The sequence below is a fragment of the Paenibacillus sp. FSL R10-2778 genome (assembly GCF_038593035.1).
GTDB lineage: Bacteria > Bacillota > Bacilli > Paenibacillales > Paenibacillaceae > Paenibacillus_AQ > Paenibacillus_AQ odorifer.
The window spans coordinates 6,821,446-6,847,806 of record NZ_CP151956.1; the positions used below are offsets into that span (position 1 = coordinate 6,821,446).

20 protein-coding genes and 1 riboswitch are annotated in these 26,361 nt (G+C 42.6%); of the genes, 8 read left to right on the forward strand and 12 right to left on the reverse strand.

All coding sequences use genetic code 11. The annotated features are described in order from the left end of the window. Positions 1-15 precede the first annotated feature (15 nt). On the reverse strand, positions 16-1,428 hold the full coding sequence (locus tag NST40_RS30535) for an amino acid permease (protein WP_076191542.1): 1,413 nt from the start codon (positions 1,426-1,428) through the stop codon (positions 16-18). Between the two features lie 147 nt (positions 1,429-1,575). Further along, positions 1,576-1,658: riboswitch (glycine riboswitch) on the reverse strand. Positions 1,659-2,009: 351 nt separating this feature from the next. On the opposite strand from NST40_RS30535, the gene NST40_RS30540 reads away from it, so the two are divergent. The 4 genes from NST40_RS30540 (at position 2,010) to NST40_RS30555 (ending at position 7,883) form a co-directional block, all read left to right on the forward strand. Then, the gene (locus tag NST40_RS30540; RefSeq protein WP_139331004.1) at positions 2,010-2,948 is read left to right on the forward strand and encodes an ABC transporter permease subunit; all 939 of its coding nucleotides are present in this window, start codon (positions 2,010-2,012) and stop codon (positions 2,946-2,948) included. 12 nt (positions 2,949-2,960) lie between these two features. Beyond that, entirely contained in the window at positions 2,961-3,845 is an 885-nt protein-coding gene (locus NST40_RS30545) for a carbohydrate ABC transporter permease (RefSeq protein ID WP_076218853.1), read from the forward strand. 72 nt (positions 3,846-3,917) lie between these two features. Further along, the gene (locus tag NST40_RS30550; protein ID WP_076276309.1) at positions 3,918-5,453 is read left to right on the forward strand and encodes a DUF3502 domain-containing protein; all 1,536 of its coding nucleotides are present in this window, start codon (positions 3,918-3,920) and stop codon (positions 5,451-5,453) included. 78 nt (positions 5,454-5,531) lie between these two features. Continuing rightward, on the forward strand, positions 5,532-7,883 hold the full coding sequence (locus tag NST40_RS30555; protein WP_076276310.1) for a helix-turn-helix domain-containing protein: 2,352 nt from the start codon (positions 5,532-5,534) through the stop codon (positions 7,881-7,883). Positions 7,884-7,972: 89 nt separating this feature from the next. Here NST40_RS30555 and NST40_RS30560 read toward each other — a convergent pair whose 3' ends face one another. The 3 genes from NST40_RS30560 to NST40_RS30570 all read right to left on the reverse strand — a co-directional run bounded on the left by NST40_RS30560 (position 7,973) and on the right by NST40_RS30570 (position 11,208). Next, the gene (locus NST40_RS30560; protein WP_076276311.1) at positions 7,973-9,871 is read right to left on the reverse strand and encodes an ABC transporter substrate-binding protein; all 1,899 of its coding nucleotides are present in this window, start codon (positions 9,869-9,871) and stop codon (positions 7,973-7,975) included. 6 nt (positions 9,872-9,877) lie between these two features. Then, positions 9,878-10,585 carry a DNA alkylation repair protein gene (locus NST40_RS30565; RefSeq protein WP_076220608.1) on the reverse strand — a complete coding sequence of 236 codons (708 nt, stop codon included), beginning with the start codon at positions 10,583-10,585 and terminating at the stop codon, positions 9,878-9,880. Between the two features lie 68 nt (positions 10,586-10,653). After that, positions 10,654-11,208: a TetR-like C-terminal domain-containing protein gene (locus NST40_RS30570; RefSeq protein ID WP_076220609.1), complete on the reverse strand. Its 555-nt coding sequence runs from the start codon at positions 11,206-11,208 to the stop codon at positions 10,654-10,656. A 166-nt stretch (positions 11,209-11,374) separates the two neighbouring features. On the opposite strand from NST40_RS30570, the gene NST40_RS30575 reads away from it, so the two are divergent. The 3 genes from NST40_RS30575 to NST40_RS30585 all read left to right on the forward strand — a co-directional run bounded on the left by NST40_RS30575 (position 11,375) and on the right by NST40_RS30585 (position 14,488). Continuing rightward, entirely contained in the window at positions 11,375-12,850 is a 1,476-nt protein-coding gene (locus NST40_RS30575) for a DHA2 family efflux MFS transporter permease subunit (protein ID WP_076276312.1), read from the forward strand. 267 nt (positions 12,851-13,117) lie between these two features. Then, positions 13,118-13,693 (forward strand): C39 family peptidase, encoded by a 576-nt coding sequence (locus NST40_RS30580; RefSeq protein ID WP_076124249.1) that lies wholly within the window; start codon positions 13,118-13,120, stop codon positions 13,691-13,693. A gap of 135 nt (positions 13,694-13,828) precedes the next feature. Beyond that, the gene (locus NST40_RS30585) at positions 13,829-14,488 is read left to right on the forward strand and encodes a hypothetical protein (RefSeq protein WP_076124251.1); all 660 of its coding nucleotides are present in this window, start codon (positions 13,829-13,831) and stop codon (positions 14,486-14,488) included. A gap of 153 nt (positions 14,489-14,641) precedes the next feature. On the opposite strand, the gene NST40_RS30590 is transcribed toward NST40_RS30585, so the two are convergent. After that, positions 14,642-15,190, reverse strand: coding sequence for a pyridoxamine 5'-phosphate oxidase family protein (locus NST40_RS30590; RefSeq protein WP_036682364.1), 549 nt, complete (start codon positions 15,188-15,190; stop codon positions 14,642-14,644). 153 nt (positions 15,191-15,343) lie between these two features. On the opposite strand from NST40_RS30590, the gene NST40_RS30595 reads away from it, so the two are divergent. Beyond that, complete coding sequence (locus NST40_RS30595; protein WP_076276313.1) at positions 15,344-16,774, forward strand: PLP-dependent aminotransferase family protein; 1,431 nt, start codon at positions 15,344-15,346, stop codon at positions 16,772-16,774. A gap of 761 nt (positions 16,775-17,535) precedes the next feature. Here the strand turns inward: NST40_RS30595 and NST40_RS30600 are convergent. The 7 genes from NST40_RS30600 to NST40_RS30630 all read right to left on the reverse strand — a co-directional run bounded on the left by NST40_RS30600 (position 17,536) and on the right by NST40_RS30630 (position 26,344). Continuing rightward, positions 17,536-18,900, reverse strand: a complete 1,365-nt coding sequence (locus NST40_RS30600) for an MATE family efflux transporter (RefSeq protein WP_076132870.1) — start codon at positions 18,898-18,900, stop codon at positions 17,536-17,538. A 75-nt stretch (positions 18,901-18,975) separates the two neighbouring features. Further along, entirely contained in the window at positions 18,976-19,635 is a 660-nt protein-coding gene (locus NST40_RS30605) for a dihydrofolate reductase family protein (protein WP_076220834.1), read from the reverse strand. Positions 19,636-19,655: 20 nt separating this feature from the next. Continuing rightward, positions 19,656-20,792, reverse strand: a complete 1,137-nt coding sequence (locus NST40_RS30610; RefSeq protein ID WP_076276314.1) for an extracellular solute-binding protein — start codon at positions 20,790-20,792, stop codon at positions 19,656-19,658. A 15-nt stretch (positions 20,793-20,807) separates the two neighbouring features. Beyond that, positions 20,808-22,748 carry an alpha-amylase gene (locus tag NST40_RS30615; RefSeq protein WP_081387429.1) on the reverse strand — a complete coding sequence of 647 codons (1,941 nt, stop codon included), beginning with the start codon at positions 22,746-22,748 and terminating at the stop codon, positions 20,808-20,810. A 36-nt stretch (positions 22,749-22,784) separates the two neighbouring features. Continuing rightward, positions 22,785-23,831: an alcohol dehydrogenase catalytic domain-containing protein gene (locus tag NST40_RS30620; protein WP_256718957.1), complete on the reverse strand. Its 1,047-nt coding sequence runs from the start codon at positions 23,829-23,831 to the stop codon at positions 22,785-22,787. Positions 23,832-24,097: 266 nt separating this feature from the next. After that, a complete protein-coding gene (locus tag NST40_RS30625) occupies positions 24,098-25,480 on the reverse strand; it encodes an SMI1/KNR4 family protein (protein WP_076276315.1) in 1,383 nt (460 codons plus the stop codon). 120 nt (positions 25,481-25,600) lie between these two features. Beyond that, positions 25,601-26,344 carry a glycoside hydrolase family 16 protein gene (locus tag NST40_RS30630; protein ID WP_076220285.1) on the reverse strand — a complete coding sequence of 248 codons (744 nt, stop codon included), beginning with the start codon at positions 26,342-26,344 and terminating at the stop codon, positions 25,601-25,603. Positions 26,345-26,361: the final 17 nt, after the last annotated feature.

Sequence of the window (26,361 nt, forward strand, 5' to 3'; positions counted from 1 at the left end):
AAGCATCCTCACCGACTAATCATGCCGAATCTCCGTGTTAGTCCGAATACCTTCGAGACGTGCTCTTGGATCAGGCGTTATTCTTTCCCTCTTTCTTCTATTTATCGAATACAAAACAAATAATAATATAAACCATAGAGGCGTCAACAATAAGGCCGGACGAGTTTCATCAGCAAATAGCATAATTATGAGTATGATTGCAAACAAAGCTAGAACAACATAATTCACAAAGGGTGTAAACGGTGCTTTGAATTTTGATTTGGCCTGCAATTCCGGCTTCGTCTTTTTATATCGCAAATGGCAAATTAGAACGACGCCCCAAACCCAGATGAAACAAATGGCACTAATTGTTGTCACGATGCCAAAAGCCGTCTCCGGAATCAGCTTACTCAACAAAGCGCCTACAGATAAGACAAGTGTGGATATGAATAAAGCATTACTTGGTACATGATTTTTATTAAGCTTTGCAAAGTTGGCTGGAGCCTGGTCATTTCTGCTTAGATTGTATAGAATCCGGCTTGTTGAGAACATCCCGCTATTACAAGCGGACGCAGCTGAAGTTAATACAACGAAGTTAATAACCCCCGCGGCAATCGGAATCCCCACTAAACTAAATGTTTTAACAAAAGGGCTTTCTGCCGGGTTTAGTTCTGTCCAAGCGTTGATGCATAATAAGGCAATAATAGCACCCACGTAGAAAAATAGAATTCGCAAAGGTATTTTATTAATCGCCGATGGGATAGTTTTTTCTGGATTGGAGGTCTCTGCTGCCGATACGCCCACCAATTCCACACCCACAAAAGCAAACACAACCATTTGAAATGAAAGCAGGAACCCTGAAATGCCGTTTGGAAATACTCCCCCATGTGCCCAAATATTACTGAGCGCAACGGTTCCGGTAGTTGTTTTGAATCCAATCACCAGTAAGACTACCCCGATAGCAATCAAAGCGAGAATAGTGATTACTTTAATTAAAGCAAACCAAAATTCCAATTCGCCAAAGCTTTTTACCGTTAATAAATTGAGTCCTAATAAAATAATTAAACAAATGACTGCGGGTATCCATTGCGGGATATCAAACCAATATTGTACATAGACCCCAACAGCTATAATATCGGCCATAGCCGTCATGATCCAACAAAACCAATAGGTCCATCCGGTTACAAACGCCGCCCGCGGTCCAAGATAGTCTTCGGCAATGTCTGTAAAAGATTGATAACCTGCTTTAGACAACAGAAGTTCTCCTAATGCCCTCATCACAAAAAAAATAGCGATACCCACGATTAAATAAGCAAAAATGATGGATGGTCCTGCCAGCTGTATAGCTTTACCTGATCCTAAAAATAATCCGGTACCGATGGTTCCACCAATCGCAATGAGCTGAACATGCCGATTCTCTAAATCTCTCTTTAATTCTTGTGCTGCCATTTCAAACTCCCCCTTATGTGAAAAAATATACAAGTGAAAATGATAACAAAAAAGAGATTGGATACGCTCCAATCTCTTAGGTCTAAGAATAATAAATAAAATACATTCCTTTATTCTGACGATGATCAGAATAACAAATGAATTATCTAGTACTCTTCTGTCCTTTTGCCTGAGATTGTGAACCCTTCGGCGCCGGGGGAATCCCCCACGGTCTCTCCAGAAGCTGCTCCTGCTATAGTGTGATCCATAGCAATCATAGCTTGCGAATTATTTAATTGTTATGCCGCTAACTTCATTTTTAATATTTTTCAATACTAATCATTGTCAAATATTTTGTCAATAACATTAATTACCGCTGGATTTAAACACATAATACGGATTTTTAATAAAAATGCGAGAAATTAATAGCCTAAACGAGGGTAAAATGCTCGTTTTTAAAAGCTTCTCCTCTAATTGCGATTTACTTTAAGACCCAAAAGATTACTATTTGGAGTACGTATTTCATTTAGATTTTGAAAGCGTTTTATTAGAGGAGTACAGGTAGCTTGTTATGCATGGCAACTAAGTGAGGGGGAATTTATTTGAGACAAAAAACAAGCAATAGGTTTATGAGCGCACTCAAAAAAGACGGGCTTCTTTATATGATGGCACTGCCCGGCATATTAGCGCTGTTGGCCTTTTCCTACTTGCCAATGGCAGGGTCGATTTTAGTGTTTAAGGAATATCGCTTTGACGGAGGTATTTTTAACAGCCCATGGGCAGATCCCATCTTTAAAAACTTTCAATTTTTCTTTAACAATTTTGATACTGCAATGCGGGCGACATTTAATACGATAATGTTCAATATTTTATTTTTTGTATTTGGCACCATCTTCGCGGTAGCGATTGCTATTATGCTCAATGAAATTTCTAGTCGCCGATTCGTCAAAGTTAATCAAAGCATTATGTTTTTTCCGTTTTTTATGTCTTGGATGGTTATTGGCTCCATTCTAAATGCAATTTTGAATAATGAAACAGGCTTTCTAAATCAGATTATTAAAAGCATCACCGGTTCAACTTATGATTTTTATGCTACGCCGTGGATTTGGATTCCGATTCTGGTCATTGTGGTGATTTGGCAAAGTACAGGTTATAACTCCATTATTTATTTTGGTGTGTTGACTGGCTTTGATTCCTCCATGTATGAAGCCGCCGAGGTAGATGGCGCCAGTAAACTTCAGCAAATTTTTAAAATTACAATTCCTATGCTTAAACCGACCATCATTATTTTGTTTCTATTATCGGTCGGCAATATGCTGCGCGGTAACCTAAATATGATTATCGGCTTGACGAATATGAACCCGATTTTGTTACCCTTCACGGATCTGATCGATGTATTTGTTTATCGCAGCGGCGTAAGAAATGGTGAGATGGCGTTTGCGTCGGCGATTTCGTTATATCAATCTGTTTTTGGCTTCTTCCTTGTTATTATCGCTAACAAGATTACAAGCTGGTACGACAAAGATTCCACATTATTTTAAGGGGGTGTCTATTTGAAACGATCAAATGCTGATAAGTTAACTAATATAGCCTTTTATGTCTGCTCAGCAATATTTGCACTATTCTGCTTGTTCCCGATTGTTTTAGCGATTTCCGGTTCACTGTCTGATGAAATGGCGATCACTATGCAAGGTTTTTCGATTATTCCACGTCATTTCTCATTGGATACTTACCGTTATGTATTTTCCAATCTTGATTTTATGATCTTAAAAGCCTACAAGATAACATTGTTTACGACAATATTTGGCACACTACTATCGGTGTCGATAACAGCATGCTTTGCCTACGTCATTTCCGTAAAAGATTTTAAGCACCGTAATAAACTGGCGTTCTTCGCTTACTTTACTCTGCTGTTTAACAGCGGTATGTTGCCGTGGTATTTAGTGACCACACAATTTTTCGGCCTGAAGGATTCGTTGGCAGCATTGATTTTGCCTTATTCAATAAATGTATTCAATATGTATCTGCTACGTAATTTCTTCAAGTCCATCCCACAAGAATTGCTGGAAAGTGCACAAATTGACGGCGCTGGTCATGGGCGGATTTTTATGCAAATGATGCTGCCGTTAGCCAAACCGGGGCTTGTTACGATCTCATTATTTTATGCACTGCAATATTGGAATGACTTCTATTTACCATTAATGCTCAATAATAACCCCGAGCTATATACGATGCAATACATCTTGTACAAAATGATGGCCAATATTCAATACCTTGCAGCCAATCCAAGTGGCACCATGGCAGGCCATGTTATTCTGCCCTCGCAAACGATTAAGATGGCAATTACCTGTATTGCGATTGGTCCGATTATCTTGCTGTATCCCTTTGTACAAAAGTACTTTGTTAAGGGCGTTACTGTTGGCGCTGTAAAAGGATAATAAGAAAAAACAATAGTAGTTAGGCCTATTTGAATTTTAGTAGGCTAAATATAAATTTGGGAGAGTGTTCTTATGGGCAAATCGAGAAAAGGGTTCACCTTACTGCTTGCATCTTTACTGCTGGCGGGACTTTTAAGCGGATGCGGCGGCAAGTCGCAAGGGGACGAAGCTGGTAGCAACAATAACAATAATGGCAGTGGCGATCAGCCGACCAAAGCAACGTTAGTGCTTTACGGGGAGCAGTCAAAACGTATGGCTGATTTTGCGAAAAATGAGTTTCATGACAAGGTTCTGCAAGCGATTAACGTCGATGTAAGTATTCAATATTTACCATGGACCGAGTATGCAACTGGTAAAACCGAGCTAATGCTATCATCCGGCGAAAAATTCGCCACATATACCGATACTGCATTTATGGCAAAATCCGTTGCCAAGGGCTATTACGCTGATTTGACTGAAGCTGCTGAAAAATATGCTGGCGATTTAAAAAAGAATACGGGCGGCGATGAAGCGTTTGACATCTGGAAGGTCAACGGAAAGCAATATGCATTACCTTTCGGCAATAAACCAAATGCTGGAGAAAATTATGTGATTATTGCACGAGAGGATCTGCTGCAAGAAGTCGGTATGACCGATTTGAAAACCGTTGAGGATGTTGAGCAATTTTACAAATTGGCAAAGCAAAAATATCCTGATATGATTGGCTCAGGACGCGGCTGGAGCTTGAATATCTTCAATGGCTCGATTAATTCGAACATTAATATTTATCAGCCGTATAGCTTTATTATGACCGATGGCAACAAGCCGGAAGATCCGACTGTCTACAGCTTTTATGAATCGGATGAATACAAACAAATGGCGGATATCGCCCGCAGATGGAATAAAGAAGGTCTTATCCCAAGCTACGCCTTGTCAAATCCTGCACAAGCAGATTCATCGTTTTTTGCAGGCAAAGCATTATTCGGCATGGGTGCAAGCTATCGCGTATTTGAGTATATGGATGCCATACGCAAAGCTAACCCTAATGCGGTGTTCAAAAACTACTATTTAGGTGATCCTGCGAAAAAACCACTAATGTCACGCGGCACATATTCTACAGCGTTTGCAGTTGGGGCTAATGTAAAGGGTGCTGAACTCGAGGGTTACGTGAAGTTAATTAACTTACTGCAAAGCAGTCAAGAATGGACAGACTTTATTCTGTATGGCGTTGAAGGCAAAGATTATAACCTAACTGCTGATGGACAGATTGAGTTTATTAATCAAGATACATTGTTCGACACTTGGTTGCCTGATAACATTCATTTCACAAGATTTAGAGATTATATTACTGAAGAACAAATCAGTACGTATCAAAATTGGAACGAAGGCTCGATACTACAAAAAGATATTGGCTTCTCCTTCAACATGGAGCCCGTAAAAACGGAATACGCTCAAATGCAAGCCGTAGAACAAGAATATATACAACCCATATCACAAGGTTTTAAAGACTATGACTCCAATATTGACACTGCCTTGAAAAAGCTGCGTGATGCCGGTTTAGAAAAATTTATTGCTGAATATCAAAAACAATTTAGTGAGTTCATTTCCAGCAAAAAAGCAACTAATTAAGCTTATATGACTATCGGAATAGCCTGATTCATCAACTCACAATTAGGCTATTCCTTCATAATTTCATATAAGGAGGGAATGAAGCTATTGAAGCTGTTGAATCCAGGCAAACAATTTGTAAGTAAATATGCCAATAGATGGCGCAAAAGCTTTAAGTTCAAAGTCTATATGAACTTTTTATCCATTTCTATTATTACTGTAATTATTATCAATGTTGCGGCCTTCCAATATTTTAATGTATATATGAAAAATCAAATTAACGACATGTTGCGAAATAAGCTGGAAAATATCAGTACCGTATACAACAGCAAACTAGATCAATACCGTCGCCTGACAGAGCTTATTAATAAAATGCCCAAATCTATTTCTTACATTTATGACTATGAAAACACCAGCGTATTGGACGCGATAGAGATAAGCAATAACTTACACCCGATTTTGAATGCGAACGAATCCGTCAACTCCATTTTCTTTTTTAATCAGGATGACATTATTTATGAACTGGATGACTACTATCTTAATCGAAATGAAAAACAAAATATTTTAAAGCAAGTACTGCAATCTAAGACGGATCGTTATCCTATTCCGATTACATTAGCAGATGGCAGCCAGCGACTCGTATTTTTTCAAACCTCGCGCACAGCCTTATACGGCACTAGTCAAAGTGGTATTATCATAGTCTCCAATACGGAAACATTACGTAAGAGCATTCTTTCCAGCTATGAAGATCAGTCTGACAGTATATTAATCGTAGATAATCAAACAAGCCAAATTATAACTGAACAAAACAATAATTATCCCATAGCACCAACTACACTAAATGAAATAGCGCATGCCACAGATGGCTATAACAGCTATTCATCAAAAAATAAGGGTAAAGATGAAGATATAGTAATTTCCTATGTAAATAATGGGCGTGAAGGATACAGTATCGTTTCCGTCATGGATTATCAAAGCAGTATTGAACAATTACTTAAGGCTAGAAATGCGATTATTATCTTTTCCATCTTCATTATTTTCATTGCGCTATTATTAAGTTATGTGTTCACTAATAAAGTTTACAAGCCAGTTAATCATATGCTGCTCAATATTTACACAGCCTTCAGAAACTCGGAGCAGGATGATGAAGAGGAGCAAGAACATGGAAACCATTATGATGAGATACAAACAGCATCACTGACAATCTCGAAAGCGCTTTCTAAAATGAGTGCCTTGGAATCACGGCACAGCAGCAATGAATTTATAGATTTTCTTCAAAAGCGTAACTATAGTCAACAAAATGCAGACCCGCAACTGCCGCGAGAACTGAAAAGCCTGCAAGAAAAGCTAGGAGATCAAGGACATTATCGCGTTATCAGTGTAGAAGTTACTGCACCTTCTGCTCTAGATCTCGATTATAATCTCTTACTTCTTTTGCAAAATGTCGGGCAACAAATATGGAGCCAGGAAATAGATTATAAAGCCTATCCTATAAGCAGCAATCAGTTCATTCTAATTGTCAGCGAAGGGAGGTCGGGTATTTTACTAAACGATCTGCAAGTTGTGGCGCAATACGCTGAACAAATGATTCATAAGCTTGCCGAGAACTATAAAGTTCATATCACTATAGGCATTTCACAAATAGCATATAACTTGCAGCAATTACCGGATTCCTATGAACAAGCCCAACATTTGATAAGAAATAAATTGTTTTGCTACAAGCAGACGTACTTTATCTTTGACACCTTTACACCAAGTAGTCTATCCAAAGGGCAAGCGAATGAGTTGACACAGAAGATTTTGGAGCTAATTAAAAGCAACCAATTGCAAACGATCCCTCTTGAAAATATAGAAGCTTTACTTGAGCTTGTGAAAAATATTGAGTATGAAGCAGGTTTAAGTTATTTAGCCAATTTGCTTGCTGATGCTGCTATGCTAGCGCATAACTCCATAGTAGAAAATAAGGAATACCGTAGCATCTATCTGGATGTCTATGTGAAGCTGCAAAGCTGCAATAATATTGATGAGCTTAGTACCCTGCTAAAAACAATGCTCGACAGTGCTTGTTTAGAGTTAAAAACTTCCCGTTCATTAACGGTGCAAAACAACATTATGAAGGCGATCGAGTATATCCATGAGCATATTAACGATAATACGCTATCCATTGATGCCCTTGCTGAAAAATACAATATGAGCTCATCGTACTTTAGCAAACTGTTCAACAGCTATACGCAGAAGACCTTTCCAGATTATATAAATCAATTAAGACTGCAAAGAGCCGCAGCTCTACTGGTGGAGAAGAAAGATTTCAATATTAACGACATTGCCAGCGAAGTTGGCTTTAATAGTAGTTCTTATTTTGCTGCTGCCTTTAAGAAGAAATATGGGCTGTCACCGTCGCAATACAGGATCAATTATCTTGATGTTACTGCAGAATCAGCTGGAGAATGACACATAGAACACATGGCGGCGAACCATCTCCAAAAAAACCTAAAAAGGCACCCGAAGGGGCGCCTTTTAGGTTTGGAATACACGTTGTATTAGTGGCTTGTCAGCCAAGCCGCCAACTCTTCTGTCTGACTCAGAATAGCTATCGGGTCCCAGTAGCCGGAGCGATCGCTTGTCCAAAGAAATACGTGATCATTTTTGACTGCTGGCAGTGCGCCCCAGATCGGGTCGGCTTTAAGTTCATCCAGCTTTTTCGAGTCGGAGGTAAGAATAATATAGTCACCGGCATACTTTGGTAAGACCTCAGCAGAGAATGAAGCCCAGCCCGGATCGGCCATTTCGGCGGCGATATCCGCAGGAGGCTTAAATCCCAATCCATTATAGATTGGTTGTCCACCTTTGCCGAAGTCTGTTCCGACGGCCATCAAGCTGTTTTCAGACCATTCAATAATGGAAAATGTGCTATCTGCTGGCACAACCTTCAATACGCTCTCCTTGGCATTGGCCATACGGCTGTCATAGTCTGCAAGCCAGGTTTTGGCCTTATCTTCTTCACTAAGCAGCTCACCGAAATAAGCCACTTCCTCATGTACCGTTTTTAAGGAAGCGTATGGAATAACGACCGTAGGTGCGATTTTTGACATCTGCTCATTTAGCTCAGGATAGAAATCATCCATAATAATCAAATCGGGATTAAGCGACAGAATTTTCTCTACATTTCCATTTCCGTCCCCTATATTCTCAACGTCTTTCAAATACTCCTGAAAATATGGATTTTTAATATGATGTTCGGAGGTTCCGATGGGTGTAATGCCCAGCGCAATTAAGCTGCCGAGATATTCACCTGCAACAATTCTTTTGGGATGAAGGGGGATCTCCACCTCACCGTTAACCGTTTTAACGATTTTGGTCTTCGGCTGCTGTGAGGCAGCATTCTCCGTAGCACCGTTTGTACCACATGCGCTCAGTACCAAAATGAAACTTAACAGCAATACCGATGCCAGCGTAGGCCTTGAATGTTTAAACATGAATGAATCTCCCTCTTGATCAAAATGATACTGATAATCGTTATCAATATAATCAGTATAGTCAAATGATTCAAGGGCAACAATGGAGGATTCTATGTTTGTGGCAGGACTATCTTCTAGTTTGTTCTTTCTGGAATGCAATTCTCTATAGCTAATCGGGGAAACACCCTTATACTTTTTGAACAGCCTGCCCAAATAACTAGGATCTTGATAACCGACGCCCACTGCAATTTCTTTCAGCGTAGCATCTGTTTCCAGCAGAAGTGCCACCGCTTTTTCGATGCGCACCTTAATTAAGTAATCAATCGGGCTAAGTCCAGTACGGATTTTGAAGTAGGAAGATAAATGGGGGACGCTATAGTTCAGGCTTTCCGATAATGATTCCAGCGTAATGTTATCCGTATAATGTTCATGGATAATGTCGGCGATCCGGGCGGCCAGATCACGCTTAGTCGTATTAACACCGTGCACCGACATTTGATGGAGTAGCTCATACACAAACTGATGAAGTAAAGTGCGAACATGCAACCGCGCAAGCGGCTGCGGCTTCCCCCACTCCTTAAACATCTCGCTCACTATGCGATACAGCGCTACCGAATTGTCAGGCGTCATGCTGTACGAATGATCAAAGGATTTAGCGCCCTCGTATAGCGTAGCAATCTCTAAGGGTAGTGAGGGATGCATACTCACTTTATAATAAATGCTATAGTAATCCAGCCCCTCGCTGCCTGCGTCAATGTTGAGCACAGTTCCTTTGCCTACATGAAGCACTGTAAAGCGCTGTAAACGGTGAACTTGGCTTCCCAGGTTAACTGTAGCATTACCGTGAATCGACATAAGAAACAACCTTGAGGGGACGTAATAGGAAGGTATAGATTCGCCAGGTCTAAGGGTCATCCGACGAATATCAACTACTTTGCAATTCGCGTGATTCCATACAGCAATAAGGTCATTGATGTCCATGATTGACTAACACCTTACATGTTTTCGTTTGAAGCCGAGCTGCGATTTATCAACTGCCTTTTGAATATTAATTGAAGCATTCAAAATCTTGCTTTTTGCACTACCGGTATGGACTTCCACCGGGCCAACGTCCTTTGCAATCTCAACCGCTTTATCATGAAGCGGCAGATAGGATACGCCCACAGTGTAGATGAAATTGTTCATTGCGTATTTCGTTCGCTCAGGAGCATCATGAATCGTATTTTTAGCAAGCTCCAACATAGCGGCCAATTTTTCTGCGGAAAATTCACTGTCCGGGCGATTTCCGAGCAGCCAGCAGTAACAGTTCCAGCCCGCCGACATTTTCAGCTCTATCTCACTTGCAATCCATTTATCAGAAACCTCTTGCGCAATATCCGTCTCCGCCAACGTTACTGCCACCACAAAGTCCGATAGCATATAGAAATAAGCGCCAGCAATCCACCGCTCAAAATCCGACTCTGACATTGCTTTAGGCTCCGCGATCACCCCGGCAAAATACATAGCGTCGTAATTTCCCGTAGCATAAAGCTGCTCGGCCAAGGGTTGATTATGTTTTATTTTTCTGAAGATGGGCTTCATCTGGCCTGTGGCCACACCAAAAAGCGGTTCGTGCGCGCCATTGGATAGATATATTTTCTTGGTGCGTTCCTTGCCGAGAGCTTCAAGCTCTTGCATGACCGTTTCTAAATCCATTGTTCGCACTTCCTTTTTAGATTATTGGCTAGGGACTCAAACTTTACTTGAATATATCATAAAAGCCCTTATAAATACCTTCTTTTATACATCAAGGTAATTTGCCCCGCTATGTATTCAGCGCTATATTGGTTGCCATCCTTAATCCACCACATAATAATCCCCAGTAGTGAGGCTGCAATAATATCAACGGAGACTACCTCCTTAGTAAGGTCAATGTTCCTCGCGTTTCTTCGTTTTTCGACAGTACCTTTTAACAGGTTGGTCAAGTGTTTTTTGAAGCCTTTATGCTCAATCAATACAGCAAAAACTTTCCGGTATTCAAAAAAATAATTTAAAAAGGTGACCAGCTGCTCCTGTTCGTTGTTACTCTTCATTTGTAATAGCGGTTCAACCTTCATGGACAGGTCATCGAAGATTTCATGTACGATCTGGCGCAATAAATCGTTAATATCCTCATAATGCAAATAAAACGTTGCACGATTTAGTTCCGCGCGGTTGGCGATTTTTTGGACGGTCAATTGCGAAATCTCCACATTGTCGGCCAATAATGAAAAAACGGCGTTCTTAAGCATCTTTTTTGAGCGAATAGCTCGTGGGTCAACTCTTTTATGTTCAGTCATTTCATCCCTCTATTATCGTTTAAATGGCATTTCATCAACTAATTTGCCTATTCTGTCGATTAGTCGACATTTTCAATAAAATTGCAAATAGGAATACTATTTAAATCCTGATATGATTTATTTTATTGACACTATGTCGAAAAAGCAATGAAGAGAGGACTGCAACATGCAAGAAGACATTAAGAAAATAAATAAAGGGATCTTACTAACCATCTTAATCTTTGGTTGTTTCTTATCCACACTCAATCAGACGCTTTTAAATGTCGCCTTAAGTAGTCTGATGGATGTATTTGATGTAACGGCAACAACCGTACAATGGATTTCAACAGGATTTATGCTGATCAACGGGATTTTGATTCCGATTACGGCCTATTTAATGAAACGTTTTACAACACGGCAATTATTTATAAGTGCCATGTCATTTTTATTAATCGGTTCTATAATTTGTGCAGCAGCGCCGAGCTTTAGTCTACTCTTAATCGGACGAATGATCCAAGCTGCCGGTGCTGGCATTATAATGCCGCTCATGATGAGTGTTGTGCTGGCGATCTTCCCCGTTGAAAAACGTGGCAGCGCTATGGGACTGCTTGGACTGGCGATGATATTCGCTCCTGCTATTGGGCCAACGCTCGCGGGTTTTGTTGTCGAATACCACTCTTGGCGCTGGTTATTTATCGGGCTTATTCCACTTGTCCTCATTGTTATAGCGTTGGCACTCAAGTATTTAGTGAATGTATCTGAGACGTCTAAGTCGAAGCTTGATGTCATAAGTGTTCTTTTATCAACCGTCGGATTTGGCTTAATTTTATACGGCTTCAGTAGTGCAGGCAGTAAAGGCTGGGATGATGTAATCGTGATCCTGACCTTAGGGATTGGGGTCGTGGTAACAGCCGTATTCTGTCTTCGACAAATCAAATCGGATGATCCGCTGCTAAACCTGTCGGTCTTCAAAAATAAGGTTTTTACGATGACATCTCTTATTAACGTATTAATCACGATGATGATGTACGCAGATATGATCTTATTGCCTATTTATCTGCAGAATGGCCGCGGGTTTACAGCATTTGATGCAGGACTACTATTGTTGCCGGGCGCACTCGTAAATGCGTTCATGTCACCCGTCACCGGTAAATTATACGACCGTTTCGGTGCGAAGCCGCTGTTCATCATTGGTCTATTGTTTATTATTCCATCTATGTGGGCGGTAACAGATTTATCTGAATCAACTACGTATACGTATCTAATGATTCGTACTATTGGCCTGCGAATTGGATTAAGCTTCATTACTATGCCACTCAATACAGCCGGACTAAATGCGTTGCCCAAACAACTTGGCACTCATGGTACAGCTGTGAACAATACCGTTCGCCAAATTGCCGGGGCCATTGGTACTGCTGTCGTAATTACAATTTATACAGTGCAGGCAACAAGTCATGCAACTACAGTGATGCTGAACAATCCCTCCACTACTCCTGAGATTCTTAAATCCCTTACATCAATTCTTGGGGCAAGTGACGCCTACTACTTCATGATGATTTTATCCATTGCCGCATTTGTTATAACCTTATTTATGCCCACGAAAAACAAGCTCATGATTGAAAAGAAAGCAAACCTAGTTAGCAAAGAAGAACCTCAGTTGTAACTAGTAATTGCAGAGTAAATGAAGAAAAGCCATTCCTTAGCGGAGTGGCTTTTGTTATGAATGGCTTGCTTTGGATCATTGGAGCACGTATTCCTACGAGTATCAATATTTTCTTATCCATATCAGTATCCCCCTCTCCATATCAAATGTGTAGACTCTATTATAAAAACGGAAAAATATTTAAACTTTACACATAAGTTAATATATGGTATTTTAATAGTGTTATTAAAAGGAATATTAATCCATAATAAGGAGCTGATTCCATTCATGAAATTATCTTTAAAAAAGAGATTGATGCTTGTTGGAACCTTTGTTTCAGTCTTTCTTTTTTCTTTTGTTTCCCAAGCATATGCGACTAATTTAATTGGCTACCCTACAGCTACACAAGCTAAGAATAATTGGTGCTGGGCTGCGACTAGCGTTACCATACTTCAATATTACGGAATCTCTGTAAGCCAATGTTCTTTTTATGATCATGTGAAGGGAACCTCCGGCTGTACAACAGACGAGAGTGAATCTTATGGAACTGTTCAAGAAGGCATTCATGATTATGGTGTCTCCAGTTGGAATCATACAGGAGCACTATCTTACAGCGATGTAAAAAACCAGATTGATAATGTTGGCAGTCCTATATATGTAAGCTGGAAATGGAATAGTGCTACCGGTGGCGGGCACGCAGTAGTTATCTATGGGTACGACACATATAGTGGAAATGATTGGATTCAACACATGAACCCGAGTGGGGGCACAAAAACCTCCATGTTATACACCAACGTTAAAGGTGGCTCCAGCTACGATAGAACCTGGAGATGGGGACTTCATGGCTTCAACAAATATATTTAAGGAGGGCTTCCCATTAAGAAAACGCTGCTGTTAACTGTAACTTCATTCGTTTTATTTCTGACTTTTTTCTCACCTGTATGGGCTCAGACCGTAACTGAAGATGTTGTTTCTTTTGCAAATACAGAAGGATTAACATTGATTAAAGAAGGACTATCTAAAGATCCTGAAGGGTATGGTTACAACAATGAAGCAGAGATTAGTGAAATTACCGTAGGTCAAGGAATGCAGATTCATTTTATTGATGGCGCTAAGCTTAGGGCGGCTTCCGATAGTCTGATTGAAACGGTCACACCCCAAGACAACTGGGAGTTTCTTATTTTATCGGGCGGAATACCCAAATCTAAAATGATCATTCAAAAGGATTCAAACGGGTCCTATCAAGTTACTGAGTTTGGAGGAAATCCTAATACTTTGGCCTATGCTATTCATTCACTAGAAGCTGAGGGTGAAGTGAGTGAGCCTACACTTATCCGTGAGCGGGACGAATATATAGCTGCCTTCAAGAAAGACAATCAGGAACTAATCATCGCCCCACAACAAGCCTCATCAGCAGAAACAAAAGGACTAAGCAATATTTCGGAGCCTCAAGCACCCGGGCATTTAATTGATGTGTTACAAACGATGCAGAACGATTCTTCCGATGACGAGCAGGATGGGTCGGGAACCATTGCTTCCGCATATTATGCGGACGATAATAATCATCTGACAAGGTCTATCACCATTAGCGCCATTATTGCTCTAGTAGCGGTATTTGTGTTCTGGGCCTATCTCAGAAGACGTAAACAACCTAAATAAATGTAAAAATAAGTAGGCCGCCCTCCTTCATTGGATTGCGGCCTACTTTGATAGATAGTACCTCTAAAAAGCCTCCCTCTCCCCATATGATTAGGACATAAAGGCTGCCAAAGACCTCGTTAGCATAACACCATTTGTAATGGTATCTTGCGGCTAAACATCTCGTCCAGTACCCATGCCCCTTTTATACATTTTTTCTGCTTCAATAGGACTTTCTTTTGCCGTGATATGATACGGAATTACCCGATAAACTTGAACCGGACCGCCAAATACAGCCGATCTATACTTTTCCACATGCTGCTTGGACAAGGGTCGATTATAATAACCCGGTACGTATTTATTGATCAATTCCTGAAGTACATGTGTGGCTTCATCCAAATCTGAAATCGGTTCTGCTTGTCCAAAAATCATTACGCTCATATAAGCTGTATCCGTTTTGGCTGGTACCGGATCTGTAATAGTTCCGTATTCCTCACATACCGTAAAACATACCTCCGGATTATCACGCATGACCTGATTACGTCTTCCATCTCCAGCCCCATGAATATACAGTTTCCCTTCAGTCCATACATAATTAAGTGGCACAACATAAGGGAGGTTCCCATCAACCAACCCCAGATAACCTAATCTCGTTTGGTGAAGGAACCTTTCAATCTTCTCTTGATCTAGGCATTCCCTGGTCTTGTAACGAACCGAATTCATATCGAATCTCTCCTTTTATTTAAATTGCGGATACCAGCGTTGTTACGGTAGTATATCAATGAATGGATTGCATTAAAATATCCATAATTCGCTGTTTAGAGCAATCCATAATCAGCTTTTTATGATTGGAGTTTCTATTTGGAGGTATGTACGATGATGAAAGTAATTCGTAATGATAAGCGACCGATCTGGCAGCAATTGCTTGATCAAGCGATCCATAATATTACTAGCGGAGTCTGGGCACCAGGAGAACTACTGATTCCTACCCGCGAACTTGCGCACATCGTAGGTGTCTCCCGCTCAACTATACAGATCGTCTATGAGGAATTGTTAAGTCGGGGTTATACAGTTACCTCCCGCCGGGGAGGGACGCGAGTTAGTACATGGAAGCAAGTCGCTATATCAACGAAGGAAATAGAAACAGAGGGCCCCACACCTCCTTCACTCTCCTTGCTAGACTCAGCTGTTGATCAATTACATGACTGGTTCAGAGGTAAAGAACCGCTAGAAGTGGATATTGATTTCAGTCCCCATGAACCCTATTTGGATGAACAATTTCAAAAAAACTGGCGGCAATCGCTGCTCCAGGCATCCTCTGAAATGGATTTATCAAGCTGGGCTTACGGTAACTGCTACGGGTACACACCATTACGTGAGCAAATACAGCGTTATTTATCACTTGAACGGGGCATACATGTCCAAACCAATCAGATTCTGTTGACCTCAGGAGCTCAGCATAGTATTGACTTAATCGCACAGTCACTTTTAGCTGATGGGGACACTGTCTCAGTAGAAGATCCAGGTTTCCCAGCTGCTTGGATGGCAATGAAATACCGCCGTATGAATGTGGTACCCGTTCCTGTTGATGAGTATGGTCTAGTGGTTGGGCATATTCACCCGCAATCCAAACTGGTCTTTGCCACCCCTTCCCACCAGTGCGCAGTAGGGGTCGTTATGTCGGAGCCCCGCCGGCAACAATTGCTGCATAAGGCCGTTCAAGAACGATTTTGGATCATTGAAGACGATTATGATAGTGAATTTCGATATCGCGGCGAGCCGCTGCCAACGCTGTTTAGTCAGGCATCTAATAATACTTTGTATCTCATGAGTTTCTCTAAAATGATTGCACCAGGCATTCGTATTTCGGCTATTGTTGGATCAGTTGAGGCAATTGCTCAACTAGCGAAGGTGCAGGAGCTGACTTACCGTCATCTTCCGATTATGGATCAGCTAACACTAACCCACTTCATTAAAAATGGTCATTTTATGCGCCATATGCGAAGAGTCAGAAACGTATACCGGCGAAGACACGAGGTCATGGCAAAAGCTATTATGGCTAGCGGTTTAGGGGAGCGCTTCACGCTCAGTGGAGTAGAAACTGGATTACATATGTTATTAGAAGCTGAGGAAACATTCGACGAAGAAGCTGTGACAAAGTTAGCCCTACAACATGGAATACGTGTGTACCCTCTTGGACCCTATTGTTTGGATAGCAAAAGAAAAGGATGGGTATTAGGGTTTGCAAAAGTAGATGAGGCAGCAATTGAGCAGGGCATTTATCGTCTTGCGGAGCTGATCCTATAAAATCATCTCCGCAGCACTCACAAAATTTGTTGAACAGTCCATAGACTATTTTAGATTTATGAAACCATTGCTTCCGCGTATTATCCGGACGATAATAATCACCTAACAAGGTCTATTACCATTAGCGCCATTATTGCTCTAGCAGCGGTATTTGTGATCTGGGCCTATCTCAGAAGACGTAAGCAACCTAAGTAAATGTAAAAAGAAATAGTCGCTCTTTTCATGAAGTGCGGCCTATTTTTCTCTCATCTACGGCTCCCGAGAAATATTCAAACACTGCACTCTAATACTATTAAAAACTTACCAAGAAACTACTAAAAGGCATGTTGATTACTACTTCCGGAGACTATTTTTTATATGAAGGAATCAATCCTGGATTGGCTCAAACAGACAATGTAGTATTTGAAATCCCAGAAGATATGACTGGCTTTCTTTTGAATGTCCAAACTGGGTTCTGGGGAACCGAACAAGGACAGATTGAATTGAAATAATACTATATGGATCGTAAACCACCAATGTAAGTTGGTGGTTTTTTGTTACTTTTTCGACGTAAAAATTCTACTTTATGATCAAAATAACCGTCAACGAAGTAACTGGTGCTTTAAAACGTAGTGGTTAAGATACTTGGCAGTTAACAACTGAATATTTAAAAATCAATGCAAAAGGCACTACCTTGAGGCAGTACCTTTTGCATTGTTAAGTGAAGAGATCTCCAATTTAGGGGGGGTTAATACTCCACACCGATTCAATCAGGTCGTATGTTACATAGCTTTTTCAGCCAGATCACTAACTAAATTTCTCATCCACTTACGGGAGTAAATCCGGGCGTAGCCGAAACCAAAGCGGACAACCTCCTCCAGCGAGATGACGAGATACACAAGGTAGACTGGTTGCTTCCAAATGTATGACAGCAACAGCCCGGATGGGACACCTATCAGCCACGTTGCGGTAGACTCCATGCCGAATACGAACTTGCTGTCTCCTCCGCTGTTTAGAATACCGCCGGCTATAATCATATTGGATACTTTGACCCAAAGAAATCCAGCAAACACGATAACGATATACATGCTCATTTGCTTAGCATCCTCGGAGATATTGAACGCAGAGACATACAGCTTCGAGCCTGCCGCAATGATAACCCCGACAATCAGAGAGATAATGATGCCTAGGCGAATGAACCTTTTCGCATGATCGAGTGCGATATCAGATTCATTCGCACCCAAACGGTTGCCAACCATTACCCCTGCTGCACTAGCCAGACCCGATAATAAACCGATGCAAAGACCCTGAAGTGGGAAGGTAATGGTCATTGCAGTCATTTCCATCGTCCCCATACGGCTATAAATGACCGCATATGCCGTTTCACCCAATACCCAAATCAATTCAGTCAGTAGCAGCGGATAGGTCGTTCCAAAAAACTTGCGAATGAGCGGTTTAGGAACGATGAATAAGTTCTTTAACCCGACAGCTCCCGGTAAACGATACCGGTACACGGCACCAATGATCAACAAGCATTCGAAGACCCTAGAGATAAGAGTAGCAATGGCAGCGCCCTTCAGACCAAGCGCAGGAGCACCGAAATGACCGTAAATAAGTACGTAATTCAGTATAATATTCAAGCCAACTGCAATTAGACTTACATACATCGGCCATTTGGCATGGCCAGTACTGCGTAAAATCGCGGAATACATCATCGTGAGCATGACAGGTACAAAACCGATCGACATTATCTGGAGAAAAATATAACCCTCATCTATTACATTCACGTCTGTAGTGAACAGGCTCAGAAAGAGCGGCGAATCGATGAAGACAGCCGCAGAGAACAGGAATGAGAACGCAAAGCCGGTGATCAGTCCGAGACCCAGTACTTGAGAGACGCTTTTGGAATCTTTATTTCCCCAAAACTGGGCTGCATATATGGATACACCCGTCGATAAACCGGCCAAGACAACCGCGATGATCCCGTATATTTTGGTCGACATCCCCACCGAGGCAATTGCCACATCTCCCAGCTGCCCAACCATCAATTGATCCGTCAAATTAAGCAATGCCATCAGCAAGCTTTGAAGCGTAACGGGCACAGCGATTTTATACACACTTTTGTAGAAATCTTCTTTCTCTGACATGTATCGTTCACAACCCCCATATTCTCGATTTTTCCAGAACTCATTGTCATTCGCAGTCTATGACTTAGTGTGAGGCTAGATCACCTTTTTGTAGCGCATGAGCGTGTAGTTATCTTTTGGTTGAATTTCTACAACCTTGAACTTTTTCGCAAAGCTCAATTGCTGATACCCGTCTCCATCCACTAAAGTAATGTTTGTGGAGCCGCCTATGATGATTGGAAGCTGCATTAGAATAATCTCATCGACGATATCCTGATTGAAAATATGCCAGTTTAAGAATCCGCCGCCTTCGACCAGCAGACTGGTAATCCCATAGTTCTCCTCCAACTGACGTTCAAGCTCCACAAAATCTACTTTATCCTCGCCGCAGATAAGGCACTCCTTTCCTCTTTGCCGGATCTGTTTGATTTTTTCTTCATCCCGTCCTTTCTCGGTCGTGACAATAATCGTCTTCCCTTGGTCCGAGAGTACATTGCAATCTAGCGGAATATCCAAGGTAGTTGTCGGAATGATACGAATTGGATTTTTATTTTCCTCATACCGATTAGTAAGGAAAGGATTGTCCGTCAAAATTGTATTTTTGCCGACCATAATTCCCTGCACCTTCCCCCGGAATAGATGAATAAATTCCATATCCTCACTGGAAAACAAAGAAAAAAGCTCTTTACTCGAATTACCAGCGCCCATAGTAAGCTTTCCATCAATAGAAATTTGGCTGAATATCGTTGTTTTCATTTGGCTCTCCCCATCTCTAATTAGCTTTTAAATGCGCCCCAAGAGGCTTGAATAGTCTGTTCTATTTTGTTCAATGCTTGTTCAGGATTGCTCAAGGGCAGCTCGATAAGACCCGCATTTAACGCCTCCCATACATGGATCATGAAGGGATAAGTCGGCATCGGCCGTGAATGATCTAGAAGCGATAAAATCATCTTTTTGTTAGGCGCAGCAGAGGCAGCTAGACGGTTCAGCACCTCTTCCTGAGCCGGAATCCGCTGTACACCCAGCGTCCACATCGATTGGCATTCGTCACTCAGCATAAAGCGCGTGAATGATAAAATATCTTCCCTCTCCTCGGACGTTAATGAATGATTAGGGTAGATCAGGCCGATAGAAGAAGACATGGATAACGATTGCCGCCCTTCGATGCTCGGAAGCTGGCAAACCGCAAGCCTATTGTTCATATGCTTATCTAGATGGTTATAAATCCACTCGCCACAAATAATGGCGCCGATCTTACCGTCAATGAACTGCTCAAGCAGTCCTGTGGAGCCGTCGAGACTAACGAGCACGCCTTGATCCATCTTGTCGCTAATAAACTGAAGCGCCTGCTTCATTTCAGAGGTGACGATATTCGGCTTTCCATTCTGTACAGGCCAGCCGCCGAAAGCTGTAAGGAACGGAATAAACCAATAGCCTTGCTGTAAGTCTGCTCCAATCGGTACGATACCTTGGGCGGATAACCTTTCTGCTGCCTCTTCGAACACGTCCCATGTCGTCGGCGCACTAGGGTAAATCGACGGGTTGTAATACACAACCAGATGATTGCCCCGCAATACCGGGATACCATACTGAACACCATTCATTTGCATCGTTGAAAGAGCACCCTCAGTCAGCGTATCGTCAAATAGCCCGCCCGGCACTTCGGAGTAAAGACCGTTCTCAACATAGGAGGACATGTCGGCAGGAACCATCGCCAGATGTGGACCTTGCTGGGTGTCCTTAATTTGGTTCAGGCGCGCAGTCAGCTCCTTAATATTCATGACTTGTGGCGTAATTTGTACCCCAAAGCGCTCAGTATACAGCTTACAAATTCCCTCCAGCACCTCAATCGAGGTATCTCCCGGACCATCAAACTCATGCCATACCACGACTTCCTTATTGTTCTTTTCCATTGCAGCCTCTCTCCCTTACCTAAATTGTCTATCATTGTTTACGAGCACTAAAGCCTGATTAGGCGCAAGCAGCAAGCAATCGAACGCCTGACCTACGCTGCTACCCGTTAAGGAACTATCCAGTGTTACCGTCATTGGGCATCGGCCAGGTACGGCAACCTTCAAATCAACTTGGCAGAAAGCAGCAGCACTCAAGTTAAAGCAGCACAGCAGCGTTTCATCTCCTTGCATATACCCATACAGAACAATACCTTCCGGGGATTGAGCCACGAAAAAGTTTTCCGGCTTCACTAGGTGGCGCCAATCTTTCTTGAGTTCACTTAGCTCTGCCAACAGCGGCAGCATCGGTGTAGGATTGGTCCAATTAATTTGCATAACGTTAAAAAAAGCTCGGGAAATCTCCTCTCCGTTCGTGTTATCTCCAAGACCACAGTTGAGCGGCTGCTCCTCATTCATTTCATACCCCGTCGTCACGTATGGAATTGCGTTCGGAAGAAATTGATTAAATACCGCGATCATCCGAGCAACCTCTACACCGCCACGGCTGGTGATCCGAGGAGTATCTGCTGTTTCTGCACAGGCAAACACATGTATATTCAACTCAGGCAGCTCTTCTAAGAATGAAACGAGATTCTCTTTAGTAATTTGTGTCATGACGTTCCACCCACTGCCAAGCATAATGTTATAGCCGGTGTTTGCCGCCTTCTTGTGGTTGCGATTGAACAAATCTTCGCTGATTAAGATCGCATTTGGATTCATCTCTTTAATCGTGTCAAAAATACGAGTCAACAACGGAATAGGAAGCACGTGTCCGATGTCGATGCGGAAGCCGTCAATCCCATATTTTTCGAGATTAACCCGTACTGCCTCCTCCAGAACATCCCACAGCTCCAGATTCGGCTGCTCTCCCGGGTAGTCATTACATTTAATCGTATCAAAAAGGACATATGGCGCCTGATCCGGACTTATAAGATGTCTCACTTGCGGAGAGAAATCCTTGTAGAGGCGTAAGAACGTAATGTCTGTCCAAATCGGCTGCACATCATTTATCCAATCCGAATGCGCTGGAGCAGTCGTTATCCCCATCTCTTGCTCCACCAAAGTTAATAGCTCATCTCCAGTTTTAGCAGCTTTCTCCTTTAAGTGCTGCCAAAGAATTGGATGGAGTTCATTGGGCGGTGGCGTGAACTTCCGCAGAAATACTGCTGTCTCCTGGCTGCGGTAGACCGTCTCCAATTTGTCCGGCGTACACTCCTCAAAAAATCCAAGCTGGGGAATCGCGGGCGGCGCAAAGCCTTCTAATTCGTCCATTTTGATCCAATACACCCATTCAGGATGCTCGGTAATGAACACACTGTTTTTCGCCGTCACACGGGGAATGAAATCAACAACAGTCTTAATATCAAGTAAATGACAAGCCTCTACCAAAGCGCTGAGCTCATCGTGGATCGTAAACTCCTCCATATCATCCAATAGGCTATCGTGCAGGTTCTCGTCCAAATGGAATAACGATTGCACTGCGTAAGGGGACCCAATATCCCCCTTCAGATTCAACTTGCTGTACTGGTTAACTGGAAGCATGTACAGAATATTGATGCCCATTTTCTTTAGCAGAGGCAGAAGAATAAAGAATCTTAAAAAAGTACCTGATTCAATTTTTCCGTCATGGTTGTAATCCCAAGCCGTAGAATAGCGAATAAGCGAAGAATAGATCGCGCTATCGTCCAGATTTATGCGTTCCTTAAGCAGATATCTCCACGAAAGCCTGTCCACATAATTCAAATGATCAGTCAAAAAATCATACGGGTGTACACAAATTTCACCCTCTTTTTCTAAGAGAACACGTTCATATTGGCACTCATTCCACACTGCGGGTATCCAAATTGGCTCTACCTCTTTGGCCTTTTGTGTAGACAAGTAATCTTGAATTAATCTGAATTTGCTATCATTGCTCATCAACAGTGCCACCTCTCATTGATTGTAGTCTTACGTTTAGGGAACAAAAACCGTCTTTACGGTTTCACTCCCAACCACCTTCAAAGAGTTCAATTCATAGCCGATTAACTCATCTATCGCTGCTTCATGCTGACTGAGCTTAACTTTTCTAGTTACTAGTTTCTCCATTTCAGGAGTTTCAGCGGCAAACCGCAAAGCTTCCTCGAACATGTAGCGGTATTCACCTGCTGCTATAATTTTTATTGCATGCTGCACGAATTTGGTAGGGGAAAAGGTGTAGCGATACTTCGCATTAATACCAAAAGGAACGATGCGGCCTCCACGTTCAATCCACTTTTCCGCCACTTCGAGTTGAGTGCCCACCGTATCGATAATCACATCAAACTTATGTCCCGCACAGATTTTGTCTACGGTAGCTTGATTTAATTGGGCAGGGGTTAGAGCAAAATCTGAGATCTCTTTGGCAAAAGCTAACCGATAGGGATTAACTTCAGTCGCTACCGTGAGCGCAGATTTCGACTTACTCACAATTTGGCTTAACAGTCCCATTGGACCCGATCCAAGAATGAGTACCTTGTCGTCTGCTGTGACATTAGCTTCTTTGAAATTGTGCAGTACACAGGCAAGCGGCTCAATCAAAACCCCCGTCTCCCAGCTCATATGATCGGGAAGACGGTGTGCAAACGTTTGTGCAGTTGAGTAAAAAAAAGTGAATGTCCCATTTCGATTCAAACCCGCAATAGGCATCCCATTTCCATCGATGCCCGTACAGAGGTGCGGCTGTTTCTTCAAGCAAAAATAGCATTCATCACAGCTTTGATTCGGATCGATAACTACGCGGTCGCCTACCTTAACACGGTCAACGTTGCTGCCGATTTGGATTACAGTCCCTACTGCCTCATGACCACGAATGACCCCTGGAACCCCCTCCTCTTTCCCAGTTATGACTGCTAAATCTGTTCCACATACACCTGTCATCTCAATCCGGATCTTGACTTCATCCGGTGCTGCAATCTGCGGCTCTTCCCATTCGCAGAGCTCCAGCTTATGATTGGATGTCCACACCAACGCTTCCATACTCATTCCCCTTTCTCTTTTTTTGTTATCCATATTCGCCCAGAATATATCATAACTACCATGTAAAAGTAAGGTGAATGTTGTCGAAAAATGTTAATAATTACATTTTTATATAAACGCTCACGAGTAAGCGCTTTAATTTTCTTTCGCTTATTATGCGGATTGCACTGTCTGAAACGGCAAGTTTAAGGGCCATCCCTTGTGGGATGACCCTTGAATACTATCGTGATCAATCGAGCACCGCACGGGAATAAATCCCGAATCAACGTCTCCTATTTTGCAGCTTCCGCTTCCAGCCGTGCAATGACCTCTGAGCCGGCTTGATCTGTGAAGCTAAGCACCCCGTTTTCCTGAACGATCAGTCCTTCCCGTATTCGGCCATCCAGCCAATCGCTGATCCAGCCGGGAGCATACCCGCCTTGGCCGAACTCGCCGCCAAAAGCAATCATTTCTTCATATACATCCAGATATTGTTGACGGCTCGTATTTGGATAAGAGCTTGTGTATAGCCAGAACTGCACATCATACATCAGAGTAGAAAGCTCATCCGCATGAAAGGAGAAGTGTCCCTTCTCTTCAACGATTCGGGTACATACTTTACGGATCTTATGCTCAAGCTGATCTACTTCAGACACATGGCTGCACAGCTTCGCAAGCAATGGTGAGAATTGGCCTACGGCTACTTTGCGCAAATCCTCCTCTTTATCTTCTTCAGAGGTGTCGTATTCTTCATCACTCACCAGGCCGCGTATAAACGTCTCGAAGTCTGGGGCCAGAAACGTAATCTCATAATTATCTTCCTGATCCACATGAATCACCTCGGGTTCACCGTCCTTCCCGCAATTCCGGTAATCCAACATCACGACATCATGACCTGCCGAAGGGCAATCGCAAATTACCACGCCAATGTCAGGGTATCCCCACTCCTCAATCATAAACGGACTGCCGAGATCGCCGCAGAGTGAATAGCTTTTCTCACGTCCGATGCCCATAATGCCCGTAATCGCGATATGATCCTCAGCCCATGAGGTCGCATCCTCCGTAGGAAAACAGGTATTATAAGGCACTCCCCCATTGTGCTGCCTCATCAGACTGATATAAGAGGCAGGAAGCTTGTAACCTAGTTCTTCTTCTACAGAAGCAATCAGCTCATCCGTAGGCGGGGCCGAAACATATTCTTTTAGCGCATAATCGCTATCTTTCCAAAACTCGGAGAGGTCCATCCCTTCAAAAGGAGTTGCAGTCGTCCCCGAATCATTATGTTGCTCTCTGATTGCCTGTCTGGCTGCGGCGTGTTGTTCTTTGCGTAGCTTGCGCTGGCTGAATTTCAGAAACATGGCCGTATTCTCATCATCCGGATCGAGGTCATGGGCAATACCCAGCACTCTCACCGCTTCCTCATATCGATTCAAATAATAGTAGGAATATCCTACACGAAAATGCCACAGATAATCATTCTGCCCTTGTTCCGCAATCTTCGCGAAGTGTTCAAGGGCTTCTTCATAACGTTCCAAATTGTTATACGCTCTTGCCAGACTGCTGACCATCTCGTAATCTCTGTCCGCTGGAGGAATCTCCATCAGAGTGTCTACAATCTTCTGGTGTTCATCATCTTCATGCCACTGTGTCAGCTGTGCGATTAGTTCTTTGTCCATGGTCTACCTCCCAAGCTTATAATCAAGTTACTAGAATATAGAGAAATATGGTTTTCCCTATTCTACCAGATGGGATGTAGGTATTGAAAATCGATAATAGAGCCTCACAAAGATTCTTAATTATGGGTACAGCCATATCCCTGAAACCGTCATCACCGCTGGCAGTGCAGCCTCGTCAACCGCTACATTGTCATACCAGCCGCCCACTGCAAGGTTCAGCACCAGATAAAATGATTCGTTAAAGGGCATAACCCCTGGCTCCAAGCAGCGCTCGGCAAAGCAATGTCCGTCTACCACCCATCGAATCGAACTGGCGGTCCATTCCAGTGCATAATCATGAAATTCATTAATGGTTCCGCTTTCAAAATGGTGTGAGAACTCCTCGACGATTTGATGTTCCCAATCCTTTCCGTAGTGCAGTGTTCCGGATATTTGCTGAGGCAAGCGGCCTTTGGCTTCCATGATATCAATCTCGCCGGAAGCTGGCCAAGGTCCGTAAGCCTGTTCCTGCGGAAGCAACCAGATGGCAGGCCAAACCCCTTGCCCCACCGGCAGCTTTGCACGCACAACTAACTTCCCATAGCAAAAGGAAAAATGGTCCTTTGTATCCAAACGAGCCGAGGTATATGCAAAATTGCGCCCATCCTTTCCAATGGATTCACTGCGTGCGCACAGATTTAAGCCAAATTCATCGATATACAGATTGCTGGAATGATCCGTGTAATACTGCTGCTCTCCGTTGCCCCAACCTGGGTCTATGGGATTACCTTCATTATCTAATAAGTCGTTGCCAAGGCGGATATTCCATAGCTTCAAATCGGCATTTCTATCTAAGAAATTCTGTTCCCATATAGGTTTATTCATCCTTTGCACACTCCCTT

Excerpts from the sequence above, each read along its gene's own strand:
- NST40_RS30605 (WP_076220834.1), bottom strand. The coding sequence starts at position 19,635 with ATGAAAACAACGATATTCAGCCAAATTTCTATTGATGGAAAGCTTACT.
- NST40_RS30610 (WP_076276314.1), bottom strand. The coding sequence starts at position 20,792 with ATGGAAAAGAACAATAAGGAAGTCGTGGTATGGCATGAGTTTGATGGT.
- NST40_RS30590 (WP_036682364.1), bottom strand. The coding sequence starts at position 15,190 with ATGAATTCGGTTCGTTACAAGACCAGGGAATGCCTAGATCAAGAGAAG.
- NST40_RS30550 (WP_076276309.1), top strand. The coding sequence starts at position 3,918 with ATGGGCAAATCGAGAAAAGGGTTCACCTTACTGCTTGCATCTTTACTG.
- NST40_RS30615 (WP_081387429.1), bottom strand. The coding sequence starts at position 22,748 with ATGAGCAATGATAGCAAATTCAGATTAATTCAAGATTACTTGTCTACA.
- NST40_RS30600 (WP_076132870.1), bottom strand. The coding sequence starts at position 18,900 with ATGTCAGAGAAAGAAGATTTCTACAAAAGTGTGTATAAAATCGCTGTG.
- NST40_RS30575 (WP_076276312.1), top strand. The coding sequence starts at position 11,375 with ATGCAAGAAGACATTAAGAAAATAAATAAAGGGATCTTACTAACCATC.
- NST40_RS30535 (WP_076191542.1), bottom strand. The coding sequence starts at position 1,428 with ATGGCAGCACAAGAATTAAAGAGAGATTTAGAGAATCGGCATGTTCAG.
- NST40_RS30580 (WP_076124249.1), top strand. The coding sequence starts at position 13,118 with ATGAAATTATCTTTAAAAAAGAGATTGATGCTTGTTGGAACCTTTGTT.
- NST40_RS30625 (WP_076276315.1), bottom strand. The coding sequence starts at position 25,480 with ATGGACAAAGAACTAATCGCACAGCTGACACAGTGGCATGAAGATGAT.
- NST40_RS30595 (WP_076276313.1), top strand. The coding sequence starts at position 15,344 with ATGATGAAAGTAATTCGTAATGATAAGCGACCGATCTGGCAGCAATTG.
- NST40_RS30570 (WP_076220609.1), bottom strand. The coding sequence starts at position 11,208 with ATGACTGAACATAAAAGAGTTGACCCACGAGCTATTCGCTCAAAAAAG.
- NST40_RS30555 (WP_076276310.1), top strand. The coding sequence starts at position 5,532 with ATGAAGCTATTGAAGCTGTTGAATCCAGGCAAACAATTTGTAAGTAAA.
- NST40_RS30620 (WP_256718957.1), bottom strand. The coding sequence starts at position 23,831 with ATGAGTATGGAAGCGTTGGTGTGGACATCCAATCATAAGCTGGAGCTC.
- NST40_RS30630 (WP_076220285.1), bottom strand. The coding sequence starts at position 26,344 with ATGAATAAACCTATATGGGAACAGAATTTCTTAGATAGAAATGCCGAT.
- NST40_RS30565 (WP_076220608.1), bottom strand. The coding sequence starts at position 10,585 with ATGGATTTAGAAACGGTCATGCAAGAGCTTGAAGCTCTCGGCAAGGAA.
- NST40_RS30560 (WP_076276311.1), bottom strand. The coding sequence starts at position 9,871 with ATGGACATCAATGACCTTATTGCTGTATGGAATCACGCGAATTGCAAA.